Genomic DNA, 20,151 nt, shown 5'->3' on the forward strand with positions numbered 1-20,151 from the left:
CGCCGGGCATTAATGGTTATTTCGCGTCGTCAGGCAAAGCATAGGCCACGATATAGTCGCCCATCTTCGTACCAAACGAACCGTGGCCTCCGGCAGAAACGACCACGTACTGCTTACCGTTTACCTCATAGGTCATCGGCGTTGCCTGGCCTCCGGCGGGTAAACGTCCCTGCCACAGTTTTTCCCCGTTGCTCATGTTATAAGCGCGCAGGTAGTTGTCGGCGGTCGCGGCGATAAACAGCACGTTACCGGCGGTTGAGATTGGCCCGCCCAGCATTGGCATCCCCATGTTGAACGGCACCGGAACCGGCATCGGGAACGGCATACTGTCGCGCGGCGTCCCTATACGTTTCTTCCACACGATTTCATTGGTCTTCAGATCCAACGCGGAAATATAGCCCCAGGCCGGTTGTTTACACGGCAGGCCAAACGGCGAAAGGAACGGATTCAGCGTGACGCCGAATGGTACGCCGTACTGTGGCTGAATACCCGCTTCTGTACCAGTACCTTTCGCGTCTTTCGGCGGCTCCATCGGATTACCCGGGCCGCGTGGGATCAGCTTCGAGACAAACGGCAGCGCCATCGGGTTAGCGATAGCGACCTGACGGTCTGGATCGACGGAAATACCGCCCCATTCAAACATCCCCAGGTTGCCAGGGAATACCAATGTTCCCTGCTCGGACGGCGGGGTGAAGATACCTTCATAGCGCAACTGGTGGAACATGACGCGGCACACCAGTTGGTCGAACATGGTCGCGCCCCACATATCCGCGCCGGAGAGATCTTTTTTCGGGCGGAAGGTTAAATCAGAGAACGGCTGAGTTTTGGCGACGTAATCGCCTTTTGCCGCGCCCTGCGGGACCGGTTTTTCCGGGGCGGGCACGACCAGCTCGCCATTACGTCTGTCCAGCACAAAGATATTACCGGTTTTCGCTGGCGCATAGATAACCGGAACGGTAGTACCGTCAACGGTAATATCCGCCAGCGTCGGCTGTGCCGGCAGGTCCATATCCCACAGATCGTGATGGACGGTCTGATAACTCCAGGCCAGTTTCCCGGTGGTGGCATTCAGCGCCAGGATGGAGCTGGCATAACGTTCCTGCTCCGGCGTGCGGTTACCGCCCCAGATATCCGGCGTGGTCACGCCCATCGGCAGATAGACCAGATCCAGTTTCGCATCATAGGCGGCAGGCGCCCAGGAGTTCGGCGAGTTAAAGGTAAAAGCGTGCTCATCGGCTGGAATCGCGTTCGGATCTTTCGCCCCCGGATCGAAGGCCCACAGTAGTTTACCGCTATTAACATCAAAACCACGGATAACGCCGGACGTTTCGCGGGTAGAGAAGTTATCCGTGACCGAACCGGCAATGACAATCGTTTTATCGGTGATAATCGGCGGCGACGTCGGTTCATACAGTCCCGGCGTGGTGTCCGGCATATTGGTTTGCAGATTCAGGACGCCTTTGTTGGCGAAGGTTTCACACAGCTTGCCGGTTTCGGCATTCACCGCGAAAAGGCGACCGTCGTTGACCGGGAGGATAATACGGCGCGGACAGTCGGCGATGACCTCCGGCGAGGCGGTATCCGCTTTGGCCTCATGATAAGAGACGCCGCGGCAGGTCACATGCTGGAAAGACGAATCGGTCTTCAACTGAGGATCAAAATGCCACTTCTCTTTACCGCTGGCGGCGTCCAGCGCGAACAGACGCTGGTGAGCTGTACACAGATAAAGCGTATCGCCGACTTTAATCGGGGTCACTTCGTTGGTGATTTCACCCGGATCGTTGGGTTGTTTCAGATCGCCGGTGCGGAAGACCCACGCTTCTTTCAGTTGGTGAACGTTATCCGCAGTGATCTGTTTCAGCGGCGAATAGCGTTGGCCTTCCTGATTACGTCCATAGGCCGGCCAGTCTTCGTCGGCGATCGACGAACTTGTTGCGGCGGGCGTGGCGTCGGCGCGAAGCGTACCGTTGATCTCCTGCGGGTCGTTGAAGCCGGCCCAGGTCAGAATGCCGCCGCTAATCAGCAACGCCACGACCAGCGCCGCCACTGCGCCACTGGAAGGAACCACCAGCCGATGCCAGACAAACGGTAATATTAGCCAGATGCCGAAAAACACCAGGATATCGCTACGCGGCGTGAGCGCCCAGAAGTCGAACCCGACTTCCCACACGCCCCAAATCATTGTCGCCAGCAGCAGGGCGGCATACAGCCACAGCGCGGCACGTTTACTTCGCCATAGCAATCCGGCCACAACCAGCATCACGAGGCCCGCGATGGGGTAGTACCAGGAACCGCCAATAGCAACCAGCCAGACACCTCCGATAAGAAGATACAGCCCACAAAGTGCTGCAAAGAGGGCCGTCAGCGTCACGAGTAATCGTGGCGATCGTGCGTTATTTTCTGCCATAAAAAGACACCATCCCAAATTGTTAATTTTTTAGTAGCAATTAAGTATAGGAATTAACATGTGTGATCGTCATCACAAAATGAGCTTTCTTATCAAATGCCGCGAATGAATACGTTTGCTGTTATACTGCGTGCCTTGCGCGTCAATGCGGCGTTATTAGTCACCGGCATTGAGTGATTTGTTTTTAAATCATATGGTTATAAATATGAAACATACTGTTGAAGTCATGATCCCCGAAGCGGAGATCAAAGCACGTATTGCCGAGCTGGGTCGTCAGATTACCGAACGTTATAAAGACAGCGGCAGTGAAATGGTGCTGGTAGGTCTGTTGCGTGGCTCATTTATGTTTATGGCGGACCTGTGCCGTGAAGTCCAGGTTCCTCATGAAGTCGATTTTATGACCGCCTCCAGTTATGGTAGCGGCATGTCCACCACACGCGACGTGAAAATCCTCAAAGATCTGGATGAAGATATTCGTGGTAAAGACGTGCTGATTGTCGAAGACATTATTGATTCCGGTAATACGCTGTCGAAGGTCCGTGAAATCCTGGGCCTGCGCGAGCCGAAATCGCTGGCGATTTGTACGCTGCTGGATAAACCTTCTCGCCGCGAAGTGGACGTGCCGGTTGAGTTCGTTGGCTTTTCGATTCCGGACGAATTTGTAGTCGGTTACGGTATCGACTACGCTCAGCGTTATCGCCATCTACCGTATGTTGGTAAAGTGGTGGTGCTGGACGAGTAAGCGCAGAAATGCCGGATGGCGTCGCTAAAGCGACTTATCCGGCCTATAGCTAATGGCTTATTGGTGGGGAATGTATTTCAGACTTAGGGCGGAAATACCCTTATGATAGCCGTTCTCCAGCGTTTCTCTGTTGGTGGCGGTGACGTCAAGATCGCGCAGCAGGCCATCATTGATACTGTACGCCCAGCCGTGAATGGTCACATTCTGACCGCGTTTCCACGCTGACTGCATAATGGTGGAATGCCCCAGGTTATAGACCTGTTCCATGACGTTCAATTCATAGAGCGCGTCCAGACGTTGCTCTTCGGGCATTTTTCCCAACAGCGAGCTATGTTTAAGCCAGATGTCGCGGATATGCAGCAGCCAGTTATTAATCAAGCCCAGCTCAGGGTTTTCTACCGCAGCCTTGATACCGCCGCAACCGGAGTGGCCGCAAATGATAATATGCTCAACTTCCAAAACATCTACCGCATACTGAACCACGGAGAGACAGTTCAGATCGGTGTGAATAACCAGGTTAGCCACATTACGGTGAACAAACAATTCGCCCGGTTCAAGCCCGGTTAAACGCTCTGCGGGAACGCGGCTGTCGGAACATCCAATCCATAGAAAGCGCGGTTTTTGCGCTTGCGCCAGTTTCTCAAAAAATCCGGGGTCCTCTTCCACCAGCATTTTTGACCATAGTGCATTGTTGCTGATGAGTGTATCTATGTCTTTCATGGAAGTTAACGACCTGTAACCAAATAAGTGCGTTGGGCTAATATAGGGCAACTCCGTAATTATTTAAACCATATATAAAGTGTAAGAACGTAAAGTAAGTGAGAATTTATGACCATTGCGCTGGAACTTCAACAACTTAAAAAAACCTATCCCGGCGGCGTTCAGGCGTTGCGCGGCATAGATTTGCAGGTCGAAGCGGGGGATTTTTACGCGCTTCTGGGGCCAAATGGAGCAGGGAAATCGACCACCATCGGTATTATCAGCTCATTGGTTAATAAAACGTCCGGGCGCGTTAACGTTTTTGGTTACGACCTGGAAAAAGACGTGGTTAACGCCAAGCGACAGCTTGGACTGGTGCCACAGGAGTTTAACTTTAACCCGTTTGAAACGGTGCAACAGATCGTAGTGAATCAGGCGGGTTATTACGGCGTGGAACATAAAGAGGCGGTTTTACGTAGCGAAAAGTATTTAAAACAGCTCGATCTGTGGGAAAAACGTCATGAACGCGCGCGGATGCTCTCCGGTGGGATGAAGCGCCGCCTGATGATCGCCCGCGCGCTGATGCATGAGCCTAAACTATTGATTCTCGATGAGCCGACGGCGGGCGTCGATATCGAATTGCGTCGCTCGATGTGGGGATTCCTGAAAGACTTAAACGCCAAAGGCACCACCATTATTCTCACCACCCACTATCTGGAAGAGGCGGAAATGCTGTGCCGCAATATCGGTATTATTCAGCACGGCGAGCTGGTGGAAAATACCTCCATGAAAAATCTGCTTTCAAAGCTGAAATCGGAGACGTTTATTCTGGATTTAGCGCCAAAAAGCCCGCTACCTAAGCTTACGGGTTATCAATATCGTCTGGTGGATACCTCGACTCTGGAGGTGGAAGTGTTACGCGAGCAGGGGGTTAACAGTGTCTTTAGCCAACTGAGCGAGCAGGGGGTTCAGGTATTAAGTATGCGTAATAAAGCCAACCGTCTGGAAGAACTGTTTGTGTCGCTGGTGCATGAAAAACAAGGAGATCGCGCATGATGCAGCTTTACTGGGTTGCCCTTAAAAGCATCTGGGCGAAAGAGATCCACCGCTTTATGCGGATCTGGGTGCAAACGCTGGTGCCGCCCGTCATCACCATGACGCTCTATTTTATTATTTTCGGCAACCTGATTGGTTCGCGCATCGGCGAAATGCATGGTTTTAGCTATATGCAATTTATTGTGCCGGGCCTGATTATGATGGCGGTCATTACTAACTCCTACGCGAATGTCGCGTCGTCATTTTTTAGCGCCAAGTTTCAGCGCAATATTGAGGAACTGCTGGTCGCGCCGGTACCAACGCATGTGATCATCGCCGGATTTGTCGGCGGCGGCGTAGCGCGCGGGCTGTGCGTAGGGATTCTGGTGACGGCGATTTCGCTCTTTTTCGTGCCTTTCCAGGTGCATTCCTGGGTATTTGTCGCGCTAACGCTGATTCTGACCGCGATTCTGTTCTCGCTGGCCGGACTGCTGAACGCCGTGTTTGCGAAAACCTTTGACGATATCAGCCTGATCCCGACCTTTGTGCTGACGCCGCTGACCTACCTCGGCGGGGTATTTTACTCGCTGACGCTGCTGCCGCCGTTCTGGCAAGGGCTGTCGCACCTGAACCCGATCGTCTACATGATCAGCGGCTTCCGCTACGGCTTCCTGGGTATCCATGATGTACCGCTGGTGACGACGTTTGGCGTACTGGTGATCTTTATCGCCGCTTTCTACCTGCTGTGCTGGTCGCTGATCCAGCGTGGGCGCGGGTTGCGCAGTTAAGCGCTGACTGGGGAGATGGGGCGTTGGGTTGCACTTCGCTTCACCCCATCTACGGGCCCGTAATATCAATGGGTTACGGGGCTGTAGGTGGGAGGGCTTGCTGAAACCCAACGCTTCTCTCAGCGAATCTGAATCTCCAGCGTGGCGGTAGCCTGGTATTCTCCGGTGTGGGGAACATGTCCGGTGGTATTGACCGGCGCGGCGGTGAACTCGGTGCTGCCTTTACCGTCGGCGTAATCTTCAATCGGCAATTCGGCGCTGCCGCCGGGAACGATGGTATTATCGTATTTATCGGAAATCCGTATCCCCAAATTCTCATTGTCAGTTTTCAGGTAGTCCGGGTTGTGCGGATCGGTTGCGCCATTTAATGACATCGACAGGTTGGTGCCGTCCGCCACGTTACTACAGGTAAAGTTTACCTGAGTGGTGACGTGCGAGTTCTGCGGACTGTCGCCGAGGTGACGAATATCTTTGCCCTCAATATCCGGTAGCCTGACCTCGATAACCTGCCCGGCGTTGATGGAGCAGGACTGCGGCACGGTAATGGTCCCGGACATGGTGACGTGCGCCATCGGTGGAACGGAAGGGGGAATATTATCTCCGCTGCTGCCCGGCGTTTTTGACAAATAGAGATTCATAATCGTCGTCTCAGGAATGGTGATTTCACCTACCAGTGGGTGAGTAATATAAATACGCACGTTACCCTTATTCCCTGCGGACATTTTGTTTATGTCCGCGCCCGTACACCCGCCTGCGGTGGGGGCCTGATTACTGATCGCTGAAAAGGGAACGGGGATATACTGTTTCAGGTTACCGACGATGTAGGTTTCCGTACCAATCTCCAGCTTACCCGCGACCAGAACATAAAAATCCATCTGTTGCCCATTGCTACCCGCTTCGCTGTACGTTCCTTTTTGTGTTAAATCGCCGGTCGTGGCGGTGAAATAGTTAACGCCCTGATAATCTTTATTATCGCAGTCGCACCTGGCGCTGTATTCGCCGCCGACCGACCAACTCTCTTTGACTATTTTCCCTGCCTGGTTCTCATCCGTATCGGTAATGGTCTGGTCAAGGGGAAAAAAGAAATTATGCGTGCCGCTGGTGGGTTGACACCAGCCGCTTCCGTTGCCCATCGTTCCGTCTGCCAGCGCATGGCCTGAAAATAGCGACAGCGCCAGCAGCATCCATAAATTCTTCATTGTGTTCCTCACTGGCAGACGGCGTTCGCCATCACTATGCCGTTCATATTTTTGCTGATATCCAGGTGGTAATCCGCGCGGCAAGAGGCGCTTCCCCAGTTCACCAGCAGCAGGCCCTCTTCCGGCAGGCCGCTGAGGAAGACCTGGCCTTTATCGCCGACGATACTGGCCAGGTTCGCATCCTGCCCATCGACGCTTGCCGTCGCGCCAAAGGGCACGGGCTCGCCATTGCTGCGCGTCAGCGTTAACAACACGCGATAGCCCTTATGCGTGTCATACGCCGCGCGCACCACCGCATTACGCGTCGGGTAGACGGTCTGGTTGTTGAGCGGAATATCCACGTTGTCAGCAAACGTGCTGCTGTCGAGCGAGATATCGTAGCGATAATACGGCGTGACGTTGGGGATCACCGTATAACCCCGGAAGTCGGTGGCGACGCCGGTCTGGTTTTCAACCGAAACGCCGCTGGCGCCGGGCGCTTTAATTAAAATCGCCGCGCCGGTAATCGGCTGGCTCAGGGTAATACCGTTTTCGTGCGCCAGAATGCCGCCGCTGATGCCGTAGCTGACTTGTTGGCTATCTGGCGACTGATTGTAACCGGCGTTGAGGTTGGCATAAGTGCCTTTATAGCTGGCGTTTACCCCGCCGGAATCACCGTCTTGTGTGCTGTGGCTTTGCTGTAACGACCAGTTCAGGTTTCTGTCACGCAGCGCGGTGCCGCTAAGGGTGGTGCTGTTCACCGTGGCATCGTGCTTACGCGTGTTCAGCATATAGCTGGCGTATAGCCTGGAATCGAACACCGTAAACGGAACGTGCAGCGACAGCGTGAACAGCCGATCGTTCTGGTTATAACGATCGTCGTCGTTGTCATCATCGTCATTGTCCGAACGGTACTGGTAGGTGTTTTTGTTATAGCTGTAGCTCAGCGTATAGCTCACCGGACCCCAGCTATTGTTGTAGCTGGCGCTCAGGGATTCCATCTGCTGCGCGCTGTGCCAGTAATCTTCTTTGACCCAACTTAGCGTTAAGGAACCGAGCGTATTGCTAATTTGCTGGTTGACCGAAGCTTCGAAACGATTATGGCGCTTGCCGTAGTTATCATAAAAATCGTCGTCCGGGTTGATCACCTCGCTCAGCGAATTGTAGTTTTCGCTGGCGTAACGATAGCCGGCCAGCGAAAACGTGGTGCCCGTACTGACGACGCCCTTGCTGTAGCGGACGCGCCAGGATTGCCCGATTTCTTTGCGGCCATCGTCAAATTTGGCGTGCGACCAGATGCCGTCCAGGGAAATGGCCCCCAGCATCTGCATATTTTGCCCGACGCCGAAGGCGACGGACTGGTATTTATCGCCGGCAATCTGGCTGCCGCCGTACAGGGTGATGCCCCACGGCAGGCCGTACAGCAGGGTCGCCTGGCCGAAGTCGTCCAGCGTGTGGTTGTTATAATCGCGATATTTACCCACGGTCACGCTGTATTTTGCCCGTCCGGTGCGCTGCAGAATCGGCAGCGAAGAGTAGGGCACGATAAAGTGCTGTTCGCTGCCGTCGGTTTCTTTTACCGTCACGTCATAGTCGCCGTTGCTGCCGGTGGGAAACATATCGTTGATTTCAAATTCGCCCGGCGAAACGGCGGTCTGATAGGCGATATAGCCGTTTTGCCGCACGATAACCTGCGCGTTTGAGCGGGCGATGCCGCGAATCGTCGGGGCGTAACCACGCTGGCTGTTGGGCTGCATTTGATCGTCAGAGGTGAGCTGGAGGCCGCGAAAAGGTACGCTGTCGAACACGTCGGATGGCGTATTGCTGTCTCCGGCGGTGAACTGGCTTTTCAGCGCGATAATGTCGCGCTGTAAATAGTTATAAACGCTGTTCCAGCTACCGCTCTCGCCGTTATTTGAACTCCAGTTACTGTAGTTGCGAAAACGCCACGGCCCGAGGTTAAAACCCGGCTGGAGAGCGAGATACTTCGATTCCGCATCGTCGGAATCCTCACTGGAACCGTACTCTTTATAGCCGCTGAAGCTGTAGTTCAGCATCAGCGCGGTAATCCCCTCCTGCCACTTTTCCGGCGGTACGTAGCCGCGTGCGTTGTTGGCGATGTAGAGTTGCGGGATGCTTACTGATAATGCCTGTTGCTGAAAATCAAACCGCTGGCTGGCGCCGGGGATAACGCTGAGATCGACGCAGCCTTTTTCACTCTCCAGCGTTGGAAAAAGGTCGGTTTTGACGCCGTTATCTTTTAGTTCCTGGAGCCGTAAACAGCCCTGTAATGCCTGTTGACCGTCACTGAGCGTCGCGAGTTGAAAATCAACGTTTCGTGCGCCGATTTCTGTTTTATTGATATTGATAGTGACGTAATAGGTGCCAGGCAGCTGGCTTTTGTCGTTATCAAATGTCGACAGATCGACGCTTGTGCGACTCGCCTGCCCATGGTTTTCAATAAATGCCGGATTGAAATAGTCGCGCGCCCATGCAACGTGTGTGAACGTGCTGCCCAGCGCGATACACACAGCGCAGCGCGATAAATAAAATACCCGGTGTTGCCTTTTGCGCATCGGCACTCTCATCCCTGTCACTCTTCTCAAGGCGTTTGTTTATGTTCGGGGCCAGTACCGCCAAAATCGTTGATGATAGACCAGGCGATCGGGCCGCTGGCGGCGGCAGGCAGCGTGTACTGCGCGTTGCCGAAAGGCGCCACATAGCGCGGGGCTTTCACTTTTTGACTGCCAACGGAAAGGGTGGCGAAGTTCATATAATAGGGCGTGGGGTTCTTCACGGTGAGCGTGCGACCCTGACGCGACCACGTTAATCGATCGGCAACCTCTTCTGGTTTTTGGGTTAACGCTTTTGGCCGGTAAATCAGCTTAAATTCCGCTTTAACGGCCAGCATGAGTGTGTTGTGTTTATTGTCCGGATTGCTGCTGGGAATCGATTTAATATCCAGCCAGTACATCGACTCGCGATCTTCCGGCAAATTACCGCCGGTACGGATAATTCGCAGTACGTTTTTTTGCCCGCCATTAAGGCGAAAAAGCGGCGGGGTGACCATAAACGGCGCATCACCGCTCGCCCCGGTTTCACTGATCGATTGCGCCCAGGACTGAATTAAATAGGGAACGTTGTCGCTATTGCTTATCGATATGGACGCATCTTTGGCATCGCCGTGAAAAATAACCCGCGTTGTGCCGATGTTTATCCCTGCGGCATGCGCCAGCGAACCGCACAACAGGCAACAAAGCAACCCTGCTTTAGCCAATGAATTCATTGATGACCTCAATAAACAAAGGGGCCAGCCGACGCTGGCCACCAGGATCAGTTATATTGCAGATAGAATGTTGCAGTTGCATCGACCGTTCCCGACTTAACGGGAACCGCGGTGGCGATATAGCGGGCGGTGAAAGGCATTGAGAGTTCCGTCACCCCCTCTGCTGTAGGGAGCGCGACTGCGGCAGACCATGCCTGAAGATCGTTAAAGGTCATAGGGGTGCTAGTTTTATCAAGAATTTGCACGCCAATATTCTCAGCATCATCCTCATTTTTCAGGATGGTCGCATCGGTTCCGTCGAGTGTGCCTTCAAAGCGCGCCTGTACACTGCTGTAGACGTTTGCGTCGCAGTTTTCGAGTTCGATGGTGAAGTCTGTATCCCCTGCCGTCTGCCCTGCGGCAGTGAAAAGAGAGGCAAATTCTTCCTGTAATGTCACCTCTACTGAATCCGTTTTTACCGTACAGGCGTTTTGCTTAATGAGGCCGGTGATATGTACGGTGCCGTCTTTGGCGGTGTCTGCCAGCGCGGCGGGGGAGAGGGTGATGGCGGCCAGTGCCACAGTGAGTGTTTTTAAGGAGAGTTTCATTATCTTTGATCCTTTAAGATATTATAAATATTGACATAGTAACAATATCTATAGTGTGGAAAGTTATTGTTCTTTTTATTCCCGAATGAGTAAATATAATGTCCGATGATTTTTACGGCGCGAAGAAAAATTCAGAATACATAAATATGAAATATTTATAATATATATTTAATCAATTATTTTGGTGAGTGTTTGTTTAATTGAATCGCCGTGATTACCCTTTAATGGGCCAGATTCTATGAAGGCTGCTAACAATTTTAAAAATAATGCAAATTTTTTTGAATAAAAAATGATCGTGGTCATAGTGTGTTGTCGGCCAAAAAAACATGCTGACATCATGCAGGATTGGAGCTCAATGGAGGAGAAGTTATGCTGGGATGGGGCATTTCCTGTCATGACGATCGGGCGCAGGAAATGCTCGAAGGTCTTGAAAAGAAGTATGGGCCGTTGGCGCAGTGTCGGGCGGTCAATTTCTGGCGTGGGTTAAGCGTAAATATGCTCAGCCGCATGATGTGTGACGCCCTCCATGCCACCGACTCCGGTGAAGGCGTGATATTTTTAACCGACATTTCCGGCGCGGCGCCTTATCGTGTAGCGTCGCTGATGAGCCATAAACATTCTCAATGTGAAGTTATTTCCGGTGTTAGCTATTCATTGATGGAGGAAATGATTACTTGGCGAGAGTCAATGAGCAGTTCAGCATTTCGCGACCAGATTGTCGCGCTTGGCGCGCCGGATGTCACCAGTCTCTGGCATCAGCAGCAGAAAAATCCGCCTTTTGTATTGCTGCATGATTCGTATGAGTTTTGATCAATACCATTGACGACGCTTTTGCTACAATGACGGCGTTTTTTCGCCTCGGTTATGATATATGGTTATGCGCGTTGTTCTTATCTTGCTGTTCTTTTTCGCCGGTAATGTGTTGGCTGCCTTGCCCGCTCGTTATATGCAAACGACGAAAGATGCCGCCATCTGGTCGCAGATTGGCGACAAAATGGTGACCGTAGGGAATATCCGCGCCGGACAAATTCTTTCCGTAACGCCTGTTGCGGCTGATTATTATGCCTTTAAATTCGGCTTCGGTGTGGGCTTTATCGATAAAGGCCATCTGGAATCCGTGCAGGGAAAACAAAAAGTGGAAGATGGCCTGGGCGATCTTAACAAGCCGCTCAGCAATCAGAATCTGGTGACCTGGAAGGACACGCCGGTGTATAACGCGCCGGACATCAGTAGCGCCCCGTTTGGCGTATTGGTGGATAATTTGCGTTACCCCATTATTAGCAAGCTGAAAGGCCGGCTACATCAAACCTGGTATCAGATCCGTATTGGCGACAGGCTGGCTTATGTCAGCGCCATGGATGCGCAGGAAGACAACGGCATTCCGATTTTGACCTATCATCACATCTTACGTGATGAAGAGAATACTCGTTTTCGCCATACGTCCACCACGACTTCGGTTCGGGCATTCAGCAACCAAATGACCTGGCTTCGCGATCGCGGCTATGCCACGTTGACGATGTACCAACTGGAGGATTACATCTATAACCGCGCTAATTTCCCGGCGCGCGCGGTGGCTATCACCTTTGATGATGGCCTTAAATCGGTGAGTCGCTATGCGTATCCGGTATTAAAGCAGTACGATATGAAAGCGACGGCATTTATTATCTCATCGCGTATTAAGCGCCATCCGCAAAAATGGAATCCCAGGTCGCTGCAATTTATGAGCGTGTCCGAATTGCGCAAGATAAGCGATGTTTTTGATTTTCAGTCGCATACCCATTTTTTACACCGGGTAGACGGGCATCGCCGCCCGATTTTATATAGCCGCAGCTACCATAATATTCTGTTTGATTTTGAACGTTCGCGGAGGGCGCTCACACAGTTTACTCCGCACGTATTTTATCTTTCTTATCCCTTTGGCGGCTATAACGCGACCGCGATCAAAGCAGCAAAAGACGCCGGTTTCCATCTGGCGGTCACCACGGTGAGAGGGAAGGTGAAGCCGGGAGATAATCCGATGCTGCTCAAAAGGCTGTATATTTTACGCACGGATTCGCTGGAAACGATGTCGCGGCTGATCAGCAACCAGCCGCAGGGATAAGGACTATCAGGCAACCTGTACCGGAATAGCTTTCGCGGTGCGCTTCATTTCGTTGTCGCCTTCAAAATAGGCCACTTTCGGACTCCATGTACGCGCTTCTTCATCAGACATGGTGACGAAGCTGGCGATAATCACAATGTCGCCAACTTCAGCACAGTGCGCCGCCGCACCGTTCACCGAGATGATTCTGGAGCCGCGTTCAGCCGCAATCGCATAGGTTGAGAAACGTTTCCCATTGGTCACGTTCCAGATATCAATCGCTTCGTTTTCCAGAATACCGGAGGCATCAAGGAAATCCTGGTCAATGGCACAAGAACCTTCGTAGTGCAGGTCCGCCTGCGTGACTTTTACACGGTGGAGCTTGCCTTGCAGCATGGTGCGAATCATAACTTCTTTACCCTGTCGTTTACCTTGGCTAAGCAGGCGCTTGTGGCCTGCTTTGGAAATTCTCAGGCAGTATTGCCCGATTTTTAACCCCTGTCTACTGGGCTAATGTAACGCTTTGATTATCGATCAGACGCGCCTGACCCAGCCAGGCGGCGGCCAGAATCACTGCGCGTTTGCTGGTTTCCGTCAGCTCCTGCAGCGTGTCGGCATCACGGATTTGAATGTCGTCGGCACGGAAGCCTTTTTCATTCAGTTCCTGTTCGGCAATGGCAATAATCTCTTGCAGCTCACGATTACCCGCAATCAGTTTTTCAGCGATGCTATTCATCACGTTGTATAGACCCGGCGCAATTTTGCGCTGCTCTGCGGTCAGATAAGCGTTACGTGAGCTGAGCGCCAGACCGTCTTTAGCGCGAATAATCGGCACGCCGACGATCTCAATGTCATAACTCATATCCGCCACCATTTTGCGGATCAGCGCCAGTTGCTGGAAATCCTTCTCGCCAAAGCAGGCGATATCCGGCTGGATCAGGTTGAACAGCTTGCTGACGATGGTCGAGACGCCGCGGAAATGACCCGGACGGCTGGCGCCTTCCAGCATGGTAGAGAGGCCGGGAACATCAACGTACGTTTGGCCTTCCAGCCCCTGCGGGTAGATTTCCTCAACGGCTGGCGCAAAGACATAATCGACTTTGCGTTTGTTCAGCTTTTCACAATCTTCCTGCAGCGTGCGCGGATAACGCACCAGATCGTCCGGCCGGTCAAACTGCATCGGGTTGACGAAAATGCTGACGATCACCACATCAGCCCGGGCTTTTGCCTCATCGACCAGCTTCATATGGCCGTCGTGCAGGTTGCCCATGGTGGGAACCAGTGCGACGCGTTTACCTTCCTGACGCAGACGACGAATATGCTGGCGCAGCAGCGGCAGGGTTTCAATGATTAGCACAACAAAACTCCTTGAGTTGCTTGATGATCCTGCCCGATGGCGCTGCGCTTATCAGGCCTACATCCGTTGAGGATCTGTAGGCCGGATAAGACGCGTCGCGTCGCCATCCGGCACGGTCAGAAAAATTAGTGAAAGCTGTGTTCTTCGCCCGGATAAACGCCGGACTCCACTTCAGCCATATACTGCTGTACGGCGGCGCGCATGTCGCCTGCTTCAGCAAGGAAATTTTTCGCGAATTTGGGAATATGGCCGCCGGTGATGCCAAACGCATCGTGCATCACCAGGATCTGACCGTCGGTGACGTTGCCCGCGCCGATGCCGATCACCGGAATCGACAGCGCTTCCGTGACGCGCTTCGCCAGCTCAACCGGCACGCACTCCAGCACCAGCAGTTGAGCGCCAGCGGCTTCTAAAGCCAGCGCGTCATCCAGCAGCACTTGTCCTGCATCTCCACGGCCCTGAATTTTATAGCCGCCGAAGATATTCACCGACTGGGGCGTTAACCCCAGATGACCACAAACCGGCACGGCACGTTCGGTGAGCATTTTCACCGTATCAACCAGCCAGGCGCCGCCTTCAATTTTGACCATATTGGCCCCCGCACGCATCACGATAGCCGCGTTTTCACATGCCTGTTCCGGGGTGGCGTAAGCCATAAACGGCAGGTCGGAGAGCAATAGACAGTTGGGCGCGCCACGTCGCACGGCACGAGTGTGGTAAGCGATATCTTCCACGGTGACCGGCAGGGTGGAGTCGTGCCCCTGAATCGTCATGCCCAGTGAGTCGCCAACCAGCATCACATTGATACCTTCGTCGGCAAATAACTTAGCGAAGCTGTAGTCGTAGGCGGTAATTGTCGCGAAGCGTTTTTTCTCTTGCTTGCATTTCTGCAGCAGTGAAATAGTGGTGGGTTTCATAACGTTTCCTGATGGTAAAAGTTATATTTCCCGGCATTCTAACAGTCATATTCAGGGGGGCAATTGATTTAAGCAATCGTTTGGCGCTAAAGCAGTAAACGCTAAAGGGGAGGCGATGTTTTACCAGTGGGCGGGTTTTGCAGCACCAAGATGGGTGAGATGCTGATGCAGGCTGATACCATCCGGAAAGATCAGATCAGGAGCGATTTCGAATAACGGCCACAGCATAAAACCGCGGTTTTTCATGTCGTAGTGCGGCACGGTCAGACGGTCGGTGTTAATGACTTCATCGCCAAACAGCATAATGTCGAGATCCAGCGTGCGTGGCCCCCAGCGTTCGGCTTTGCGCACCCGGCCCTGTTGCAGCTCAATGCGCTGGGTATGGTTAAGCAATTCTTCGGGGGCGAGGGCGGTATCCAGCGCCACCGCGGCGTTCAGGTAGTCCGGCTGATCCTGTGGACCAAGCGGCGGCGTGCGGTAAAACGAAGACACCGTGACGATACGGCTATCGGGAATGTCGGCGATAGCCTTCAGGGCGGCATTGACCTGCTCCAGCGGAGAGGCCAGATTACTGCCAAGCGCGATATACGCGATCGTCATACGGAGCCCTCGCGGCGCGGCGCGCGTTTGCGCGGACGTGAACGGCGGCGGCGTGGAGCAGGATCGTCGTCCAGCTCGTTGAGCATCCCTTTTTGTTCTGGCGGCGCGGAAGCCTGAAACTCGGCCCACCACTGCGCCAGACGTTGCAGTTCAGTATTATTTTCCACCTGAGCGCGCAGCTCCAGCAAATCAAACGCGGCGCGGAATTTGGGATGTTCCATCAGTTTCCAGGCGCGTTTGCCCTGACGACGGGACATGCGTAACTGAAGCTGCCAAATATCACGGGTAAGCGTGGTAAGGCGTTTCGGGATCGCCAGTGAACGGCAGGCTTCATCCAGCACGTCATTCATGGCCAGCGCGAAAGCATCGTAATAGGCAAGGCCGCTCTCCTGAGCGATTTTTTGCGCCATCTCCAGCAGCGGATACCAGAACATGGCGGCAAACAAAAACGCCGGGTTAACGCGCATCTCGTTACGGATGCGGTTATCCGTATTCTTCAACACCTGCGCAATGATGCGTTCCATTGCGCTGTCGCCGTTTTCGGTGAAATAACGCGTAATGGTAGGAAACAACGGCTGGAAGAGGTGGTATTCCCGCAGTTGTTGATAGGTTTCATAACCGTTCCCCGCCTGCAACAGCTTCAGCGACTCTTCGAACAGGCGCGCGGGAGGAATGTCGTTTAGCAAGGTTGCCAGACGCGGGATTGGCTCAGCCGTTTCAGGGCTGATACGCATATTGAGCTTCGCAGCGAAACGCACGGCGCGCAGCATTCGAACCGGATCTTCGCGGTAGCGCGTTTCCGGATTGCCGATCAGGCGAATCACGCCTTCTTGCAGATCCTGCATCCCGCCGACGTAATCGCGCACGGTAAAATCCGCCACGCTGTAGTAAAGGCTGTTGATGGTGAAATCGCGGCGCTGGGCATCTTCTTCGATAGAGCCGAAGATGTTGTCGCGCAGCAGCATACCGTTTTGCCCACGCTGGGAGGTCGTACGGTCGCTTTCACTGCCTTCATGATGACCACGAAACGTTGCCACTTCGATAATTTCCGGGCCAAACATCACGTGAGCTAGGCGGAAACGACGTCCCACCAGACGGCAATTGCGGAATAATTTCCGTACCTGATCCGGTGTTGCGTTGGTAGTCACGTCGAAATCCTTCGGCTTTTTGCCGAGCAGGAGATCGCGGACACCGCCGCCGACCAGGTAGGCTTCATAGCCCGCTTTGTTCAGCCTGTACAGTACCTTGAGGGCATTTTCACTGATATCTTTGCGGGAGATAGCGTGCTGTTCACGCGGGATAATCGTCATATGTGGACGGGCGACGGCTTGTTCTGCCTCGCTCTCCTCGCGGCTTAACACCTTACGGCAAAAATTAGCGACTCGGGTAAAAATAGCGCACCTCGGTAGTGTCATACATTAATAAGATCAACTTACTCTATGTCTTTCGCATTACGGCAGACGGGCGTAAGAGAGCAACGCGACCTGGGCTGTAAGCATCATTAACGCCGCAGCAATGCGAAAGACGATGAGCAAAAATAGCGGCTAATCATAGCTCAGCGAGACGCATTTGAGAATGCCGGATTTACATTAGCCGATGTGGGTACGGCTGTAAGCCTCCAGTGCGCCACCGCAAAGCGCAGCAACTCCTCAACAGACATCTCCTGCCACGCTACGACGTCGCGTTGGCCTAAAAAGCGCAATGCCTGGACCAGTACCGGGCGCGGATCGCCTGTCGCAAGCGCAGGGGCATGATTTTGCTTGGAAAGTTTAGCGCCTTGTTCGTTGAGCGCCAGCGGAAGGTGCACGTAGCCTGGCGCACGCCAGCCAAACTGTTTATACAGCGAAAGTTGTCGGACAGTGGGTTCGATTAAATCTGCGCCGCGGACGATCTCCGTCACCCCCTGAAAATGATCGTCGACCACCACGGCCAGGTTATAAGCAAACAGTCCGTCGCGGCGGTGGATAATAAAATCTTCGCTCGCCAGCTGTGGGTCAGCCTGGATGTCGCCGCGCAAGGCATCATGGAAATGCATCACCGGATGCTGCTGTTTAATTCTGACGGCGGCATTCTCCGGCCCGTGGCATAACGTCCGGCAATGGCCGTCGTAAATACCGCCCAGACGCTGAATGCGCGAGCGGGGGCAAGTGCAGTAGTAGCTCAGTCCCTGCTCGTGAAGCCAGGCCAGCGCCTCGCGATAAGCCTCATGACGCTGTGATTGCCATAAGACCTCGCCATCCCAGTGCAGGCCGTAATGTTCCAGCTGGCGCAGAATGGTCGCTGCGGCACCGGGAACTTCACGTGGGGGGTCGATATCCTCGATGCGAACGCGCCAAATTCCGCGTTGCGCACGGGCTTGTAGATAGCTGCCGAGGGCGGCGATTAACGAGCCGAAATGCAGTTCGCCGGATGGCGACGGCGCGAAACGGCCAATATAGTGTGAGTCAGTCATGCTGCGGGCAATAAAGAATAAGGCGGGAAAACTCCCGCCTGTCATAAATAGGGTAGAAACGAACGGGATTAACCCGCCATCTGTTTTTCGCGAATTTCAGCCAGCGTTTTGCAGTCGATGCACAGATCGGCTGTTGGACGCGCTTCCAGGCGGCGGATACCAATCTCCACCCCGCAGGACTCGCAATAACCGAAGTCTTCATCTTCCACTTTCTTCAGCGTCTTCTCGATCTTTTTGATCAGTTTGCGCTCACGGTCACGATTACGTAACTCCAGGCTAAACTCCTCTTCCTGCGCGGCGCGATCGACCGGATCGGGGAAGTTGGCGGCTTCGTCCTGCATGTGCGTCACAGTGCGATCGACTTCATCCCGGAGTTGATTACGCCATGCTTCAAGAATACGCTTGAAGTGCGATAGCTGGGCTTCGTTCATATACTCTTCGCCCGGTTTCTCCTGGTACGGCTCCACCCCAGCGATGGCGAGAATACTCAGGGACGATGTTTTACGGTTTTGCCCTTCTTGCATGTTGCTTCTCCTTAACACGCACTATCGATCCCCATGTTCGGGGGAAAATCAGGTCGCTATAAATAGCAGATGCTTTTCCGGATAGCAATTATCTAAACGTAACACTTGACAACCCTGTGAGGAAAAGCGTATTTACGCACGCGGCCAGAATACTTAATAATCAGGCTGTTATTCCACTACAACGTTATGGGTACTGGTTCGTTCAGTTCCATTTTTTGGGCTGAAAGTTCTGCTTTATAAGCTAAAACTTCCACGCCTTTATTCTGAGCCTCGCTCAATAGCTGCGCGTATTTTATATCGATATGACGTGCGGGGGAAAAACGTGTAATGGCGGAGTGCAGCACCGCGAACACCACCACTGCGCGATGACCTGCCGCCGCAACGCCCATCAATTCCCGAAGATGTTTTTGCCCTCGTTCGGTGATGGCGTCGGGAAAATAACCGTTTTCTTTTTCCGCTAACGTGACCGATTTCACTTCAATATAGCAGTCCGGGCGGAAATCTGCCTGTAACATAAAATCTATACGGCTGCGCTCGGCGCCATATTTGACTTCACTTTTCAGAATATTGTACCCCGCCAGCGCCGGCAGGCGATTCTCCTGAATCGCTTCTTTCGTTAGCTGGTTTGCCCGCAGCGTATTCACGCAAATGAATGCGCCGGATTGCGTTTCAGTCAATTCCCAGGTATGCGGATATTTGCGTTTAGTATTTTCTGATGTCGAATACCAGACGGTATCGCCAGGCGTGGCGCAGCCGGTCATCGCGCCGGTATTAGGACAGTGCAGCGTAAGCGTTGTACCGTCAGGGGTGATCACATCGGCTAAAAAACGTTTATAGCGCTGAATTAGCGTAGCGCGTTGTAAAGGGGGGGAGAATAGCATCGACATTCCTTCATTATTATTCGCCCAGCGTCCAGCGCTGCAGCTCGGCATAGCGGGTACGGCCTTGCCCATACGAAGAGGCGTAAAGCGCAAACGACGTGACCGGAAATGACCAGCAAAAGCCCGGCGGCGGGATAGCCACCGTATGGCTGGCGTCGCGCAGCAGCGTAATATGCGGGTGAAAAGGCTGCGGGCTTTGGTAACAACCGCTGCGGGCGGCCTGCGCGCGCAGCATATTAGCCAACTGCAACAACCCGCGCGGCGGCTGGCGCATCCCCAGCCACACCACGCGTGAACGCAGCCACTGACCGGCGTCATCCAGATGTAGCGTAAAGCCCGGCTGGCGAATTCGTCCGGCCAGTTGCGCAAGCGCGCGCTGCTTATCGTTACTGACGTCGCCTAAAAAGGCCAGCGTCAGGTGCAGGTTCGCCGCTGCCACGGGGCGTCCGTCTTCAGACGCAAAATGGGCGGCGCGCCAGGCGATAATTTGCGCGCGCGCGTCGTCGGGTAAGTCAATCGCAAAAAACAGCCGTTTTGGCTCAGACATAGGGATACTCGGTTATGGATTAACACGATGCTACAATGCGGCGCAAAGAAAGTTAACCCCGTGGAGCCGTT

At 53.5% G+C, this 20,151-nt stretch carries 20 protein-coding genes; 5 read left to right on the plus strand and 15 right to left on the minus strand.

What is annotated here, in order from left to right:
* Positions 1–16 precede the first annotated feature (16 nt).
* The gene (locus N7E69_RS12770) at positions 17–2,407 is read right to left on the minus strand and encodes a glucose/quinate/shikimate family membrane-bound PQQ-dependent dehydrogenase (protein ID WP_000829727.1); all 2,391 of its coding nucleotides are present in this window, start codon (positions 2,405–2,407) and stop codon (positions 17–19) included.
* 205 nt (positions 2,408–2,612) lie between these two features.
* Between N7E69_RS12770 and hpt the strand changes: the two genes are divergently transcribed.
* The gene (gene hpt / locus N7E69_RS12775; protein ID WP_000683343.1) at positions 2,613–3,149 is read left to right on the plus strand and encodes a hypoxanthine phosphoribosyltransferase; all 537 of its coding nucleotides are present in this window, start codon (positions 2,613–2,615) and stop codon (positions 3,147–3,149) included.
* A gap of 57 nt (positions 3,150–3,206) precedes the next feature.
* On the opposite strand, the gene can is transcribed toward hpt, so the two are convergent.
* The gene (can, locus tag N7E69_RS12780; protein ID WP_000651591.1) at positions 3,207–3,869 is read right to left on the minus strand and encodes a carbonate dehydratase; all 663 of its coding nucleotides are present in this window, start codon (positions 3,867–3,869) and stop codon (positions 3,207–3,209) included.
* A 108-nt stretch (positions 3,870–3,977) separates the two neighbouring features.
* Between can and N7E69_RS12785 the strand changes: the two genes are divergently transcribed.
* Both N7E69_RS12785 and N7E69_RS12790 read left to right on the plus strand, forming a co-directional pair.
* A complete protein-coding gene (locus N7E69_RS12785; protein ID WP_000150619.1) occupies positions 3,978–4,904 on the plus strand; it encodes an ABC transporter ATP-binding protein in 927 nt (308 codons plus the stop codon).
* Positions 4,901–5,671, plus strand: a complete 771-nt coding sequence (locus tag N7E69_RS12790; RefSeq protein ID WP_000983418.1) for an ABC transporter permease — start codon at positions 4,901–4,903, stop codon at positions 5,669–5,671. The genes N7E69_RS12785 and N7E69_RS12790 overlap by 4 nt, the downstream gene beginning before the upstream one ends.
* 119 nt (positions 5,672–5,790) lie before the next feature.
* Here the strand turns inward: N7E69_RS12790 and N7E69_RS12795 are convergent, their stop codons facing one another.
* From N7E69_RS12795 to stiA, 4 genes are read right to left on the minus strand one after another with little or no spacing between them, the layout of a single operon-like run.
* A complete protein-coding gene (locus tag N7E69_RS12795) occupies positions 5,791–6,870 on the minus strand; it encodes a fimbrial protein (protein ID WP_000794039.1) in 1,080 nt (359 codons plus the stop codon).
* An 8-nt stretch (positions 6,871–6,878) separates the two neighbouring features.
* Positions 6,879–9,425: a fimbrial outer membrane usher protein gene (locus N7E69_RS12800; protein ID WP_001231783.1), complete on the minus strand. Its 2,547-nt coding sequence runs from the start codon at positions 9,423–9,425 to the stop codon at positions 6,879–6,881.
* A gap of 26 nt (positions 9,426–9,451) precedes the next feature.
* Entirely contained in the window at positions 9,452–10,135 is a 684-nt protein-coding gene (gene stiB, locus N7E69_RS12805) for a fimbrial biogenesis chaperone StiB (RefSeq protein ID WP_001086413.1), read from the minus strand.
* Positions 10,136–10,182: 47 nt separating this feature from the next.
* On the minus strand, positions 10,183–10,722 hold the full coding sequence (gene stiA / locus N7E69_RS12810; RefSeq protein WP_000777530.1) for a Sti fimbria major subunit StiA: 540 nt from the start codon (positions 10,720–10,722) through the stop codon (positions 10,183–10,185).
* A gap of 369 nt (positions 10,723–11,091) precedes the next feature.
* On the opposite strand from stiA, the gene N7E69_RS12815 reads away from it, so the two are divergent.
* Positions 11,092–11,532: a PTS sugar transporter subunit IIA gene (locus N7E69_RS12815; RefSeq protein WP_023893225.1), complete on the plus strand. Its 441-nt coding sequence runs from the start codon at positions 11,092–11,094 to the stop codon at positions 11,530–11,532.
* Between the two features lie 61 nt (positions 11,533–11,593).
* Entirely contained in the window at positions 11,594–12,823 is a 1,230-nt protein-coding gene (locus N7E69_RS12820) for a polysaccharide deacetylase family protein (protein ID WP_000245312.1), read from the plus strand.
* A 6-nt stretch (positions 12,824–12,829) separates the two neighbouring features.
* Here the strand turns inward: N7E69_RS12820 and panD are convergent, their stop codons facing one another.
* The 9 genes from panD to thpR form a co-directional block, all read right to left on the minus strand.
* On the minus strand, positions 12,830–13,210 hold the full coding sequence (panD, locus tag N7E69_RS12825) for an aspartate 1-decarboxylase (RefSeq protein ID WP_000621527.1): 381 nt from the start codon (positions 13,208–13,210) through the stop codon (positions 12,830–12,832).
* 94 nt (positions 13,211–13,304) lie between these two features.
* The gene (panC, locus tag N7E69_RS12830; RefSeq protein ID WP_000905348.1) at positions 13,305–14,159 is read right to left on the minus strand and encodes a pantoate--beta-alanine ligase; all 855 of its coding nucleotides are present in this window, start codon (positions 14,157–14,159) and stop codon (positions 13,305–13,307) included.
* 125 nt (positions 14,160–14,284) lie between these two features.
* The gene (panB, locus tag N7E69_RS12835; protein WP_000805487.1) at positions 14,285–15,076 is read right to left on the minus strand and encodes a 3-methyl-2-oxobutanoate hydroxymethyltransferase; all 792 of its coding nucleotides are present in this window, start codon (positions 15,074–15,076) and stop codon (positions 14,285–14,287) included.
* A 120-nt stretch (positions 15,077–15,196) separates the two neighbouring features.
* The gene (gene folK / locus N7E69_RS12840) at positions 15,197–15,676 is read right to left on the minus strand and encodes a 2-amino-4-hydroxy-6-hydroxymethyldihydropteridine diphosphokinase (RefSeq protein WP_000150777.1); all 480 of its coding nucleotides are present in this window, start codon (positions 15,674–15,676) and stop codon (positions 15,197–15,199) included.
* Positions 15,673–17,070 carry a polynucleotide adenylyltransferase PcnB gene (pcnB, locus tag N7E69_RS12845; RefSeq protein ID WP_204365777.1) on the minus strand — a complete coding sequence of 466 codons (1,398 nt, stop codon included), beginning with the start codon at positions 17,068–17,070 and terminating at the stop codon, positions 15,673–15,675. The genes folK and pcnB overlap by 4 nt, the downstream gene beginning before the upstream one ends.
* Positions 17,071–17,231: 161 nt before the next feature.
* Entirely contained in the window at positions 17,232–18,128 is an 897-nt protein-coding gene (gene gluQRS, locus N7E69_RS12850) for a tRNA glutamyl-Q(34) synthetase GluQRS (RefSeq protein WP_000132295.1), read from the minus strand.
* Between the two features lie 68 nt (positions 18,129–18,196).
* Positions 18,197–18,652 carry an RNA polymerase-binding protein DksA gene (gene dksA / locus N7E69_RS12855; protein WP_001155232.1) on the minus strand — a complete coding sequence of 152 codons (456 nt, stop codon included), beginning with the start codon at positions 18,650–18,652 and terminating at the stop codon, positions 18,197–18,199.
* Between the two features lie 176 nt (positions 18,653–18,828).
* Complete coding sequence (sfsA, locus tag N7E69_RS12860; protein WP_000899412.1) at positions 18,829–19,533, minus strand: DNA/RNA nuclease SfsA; 705 nt, start codon at positions 19,531–19,533, stop codon at positions 18,829–18,831.
* 16 nt (positions 19,534–19,549) lie between these two features.
* Entirely contained in the window at positions 19,550–20,080 is a 531-nt protein-coding gene (gene thpR / locus N7E69_RS12865) for an RNA 2',3'-cyclic phosphodiesterase (protein WP_001294175.1), read from the minus strand.
* Between the last annotated feature and the right edge of the window lie 71 nt (positions 20,081–20,151).

It is taken from the genome of Salmonella sp. 3C, assembly GCF_025426275.1.
In the GTDB taxonomy this organism is placed as follows: Bacteria; Pseudomonadota; Gammaproteobacteria; order Enterobacterales; family Enterobacteriaceae; genus Salmonella; species Salmonella enterica.

Coding starts and splice junctions, on each gene's coding strand:
- thpR (WP_001294175.1), bottom strand. CDS start 20,080: ATGTCTGAGCCAAAACGGCTGTTTTTTGCGATTGACTTACCCGACGAC.
- N7E69_RS12815 (WP_023893225.1), top strand. CDS start 11,092: ATGCTGGGATGGGGCATTTCCTGTCATGACGATCGGGCGCAGGAAATG.
- sfsA (WP_000899412.1), bottom strand. CDS start 19,533: ATGCTATTCTCCCCCCCTTTACAACGCGCTACGCTAATTCAGCGCTAT.
- gluQRS (WP_000132295.1), bottom strand. CDS start 18,128: ATGACTGACTCACACTATATTGGCCGTTTCGCGCCGTCGCCATCCGGC.
- can (WP_000651591.1), bottom strand. CDS start 3,869: ATGAAAGACATAGATACACTCATCAGCAACAATGCACTATGGTCAAAA.
- N7E69_RS12790 (WP_000983418.1), top strand. CDS start 4,901: ATGATGCAGCTTTACTGGGTTGCCCTTAAAAGCATCTGGGCGAAAGAG.
- panB (WP_000805487.1), bottom strand. CDS start 15,076: ATGAAACCCACCACTATTTCACTGCTGCAGAAATGCAAGCAAGAGAAA.
- N7E69_RS12800 (WP_001231783.1), bottom strand. CDS start 9,425: ATGCGCAAAAGGCAACACCGGGTATTTTATTTATCGCGCTGCGCTGTG.
- N7E69_RS12795 (WP_000794039.1), bottom strand. CDS start 6,870: ATGAAGAATTTATGGATGCTGCTGGCGCTGTCGCTATTTTCAGGCCAT.
- N7E69_RS12785 (WP_000150619.1), top strand. CDS start 3,978: ATGACCATTGCGCTGGAACTTCAACAACTTAAAAAAACCTATCCCGGC.
- hpt (WP_000683343.1), top strand. CDS start 2,613: ATGAAACATACTGTTGAAGTCATGATCCCCGAAGCGGAGATCAAAGCA.
- folK (WP_000150777.1), bottom strand. CDS start 15,676: ATGACGATCGCGTATATCGCGCTTGGCAGTAATCTGGCCTCTCCGCTG.
- stiB (WP_001086413.1), bottom strand. CDS start 10,135: ATGAATTCATTGGCTAAAGCAGGGTTGCTTTGTTGCCTGTTGTGCGGT.
- N7E69_RS12770 (WP_000829727.1), bottom strand. CDS start 2,407: ATGGCAGAAAATAACGCACGATCGCCACGATTACTCGTGACGCTGACG.
- N7E69_RS12820 (WP_000245312.1), top strand. CDS start 11,594: ATGGTTATGCGCGTTGTTCTTATCTTGCTGTTCTTTTTCGCCGGTAAT.
- stiA (WP_000777530.1), bottom strand. CDS start 10,722: ATGAAACTCTCCTTAAAAACACTCACTGTGGCACTGGCCGCCATCACC.
- panD (WP_000621527.1), bottom strand. CDS start 13,210: ATGATTCGCACCATGCTGCAAGGCAAGCTCCACCGTGTAAAAGTCACG.
- dksA (WP_001155232.1), bottom strand. CDS start 18,652: ATGCAAGAAGGGCAAAACCGTAAAACATCGTCCCTGAGTATTCTCGCC.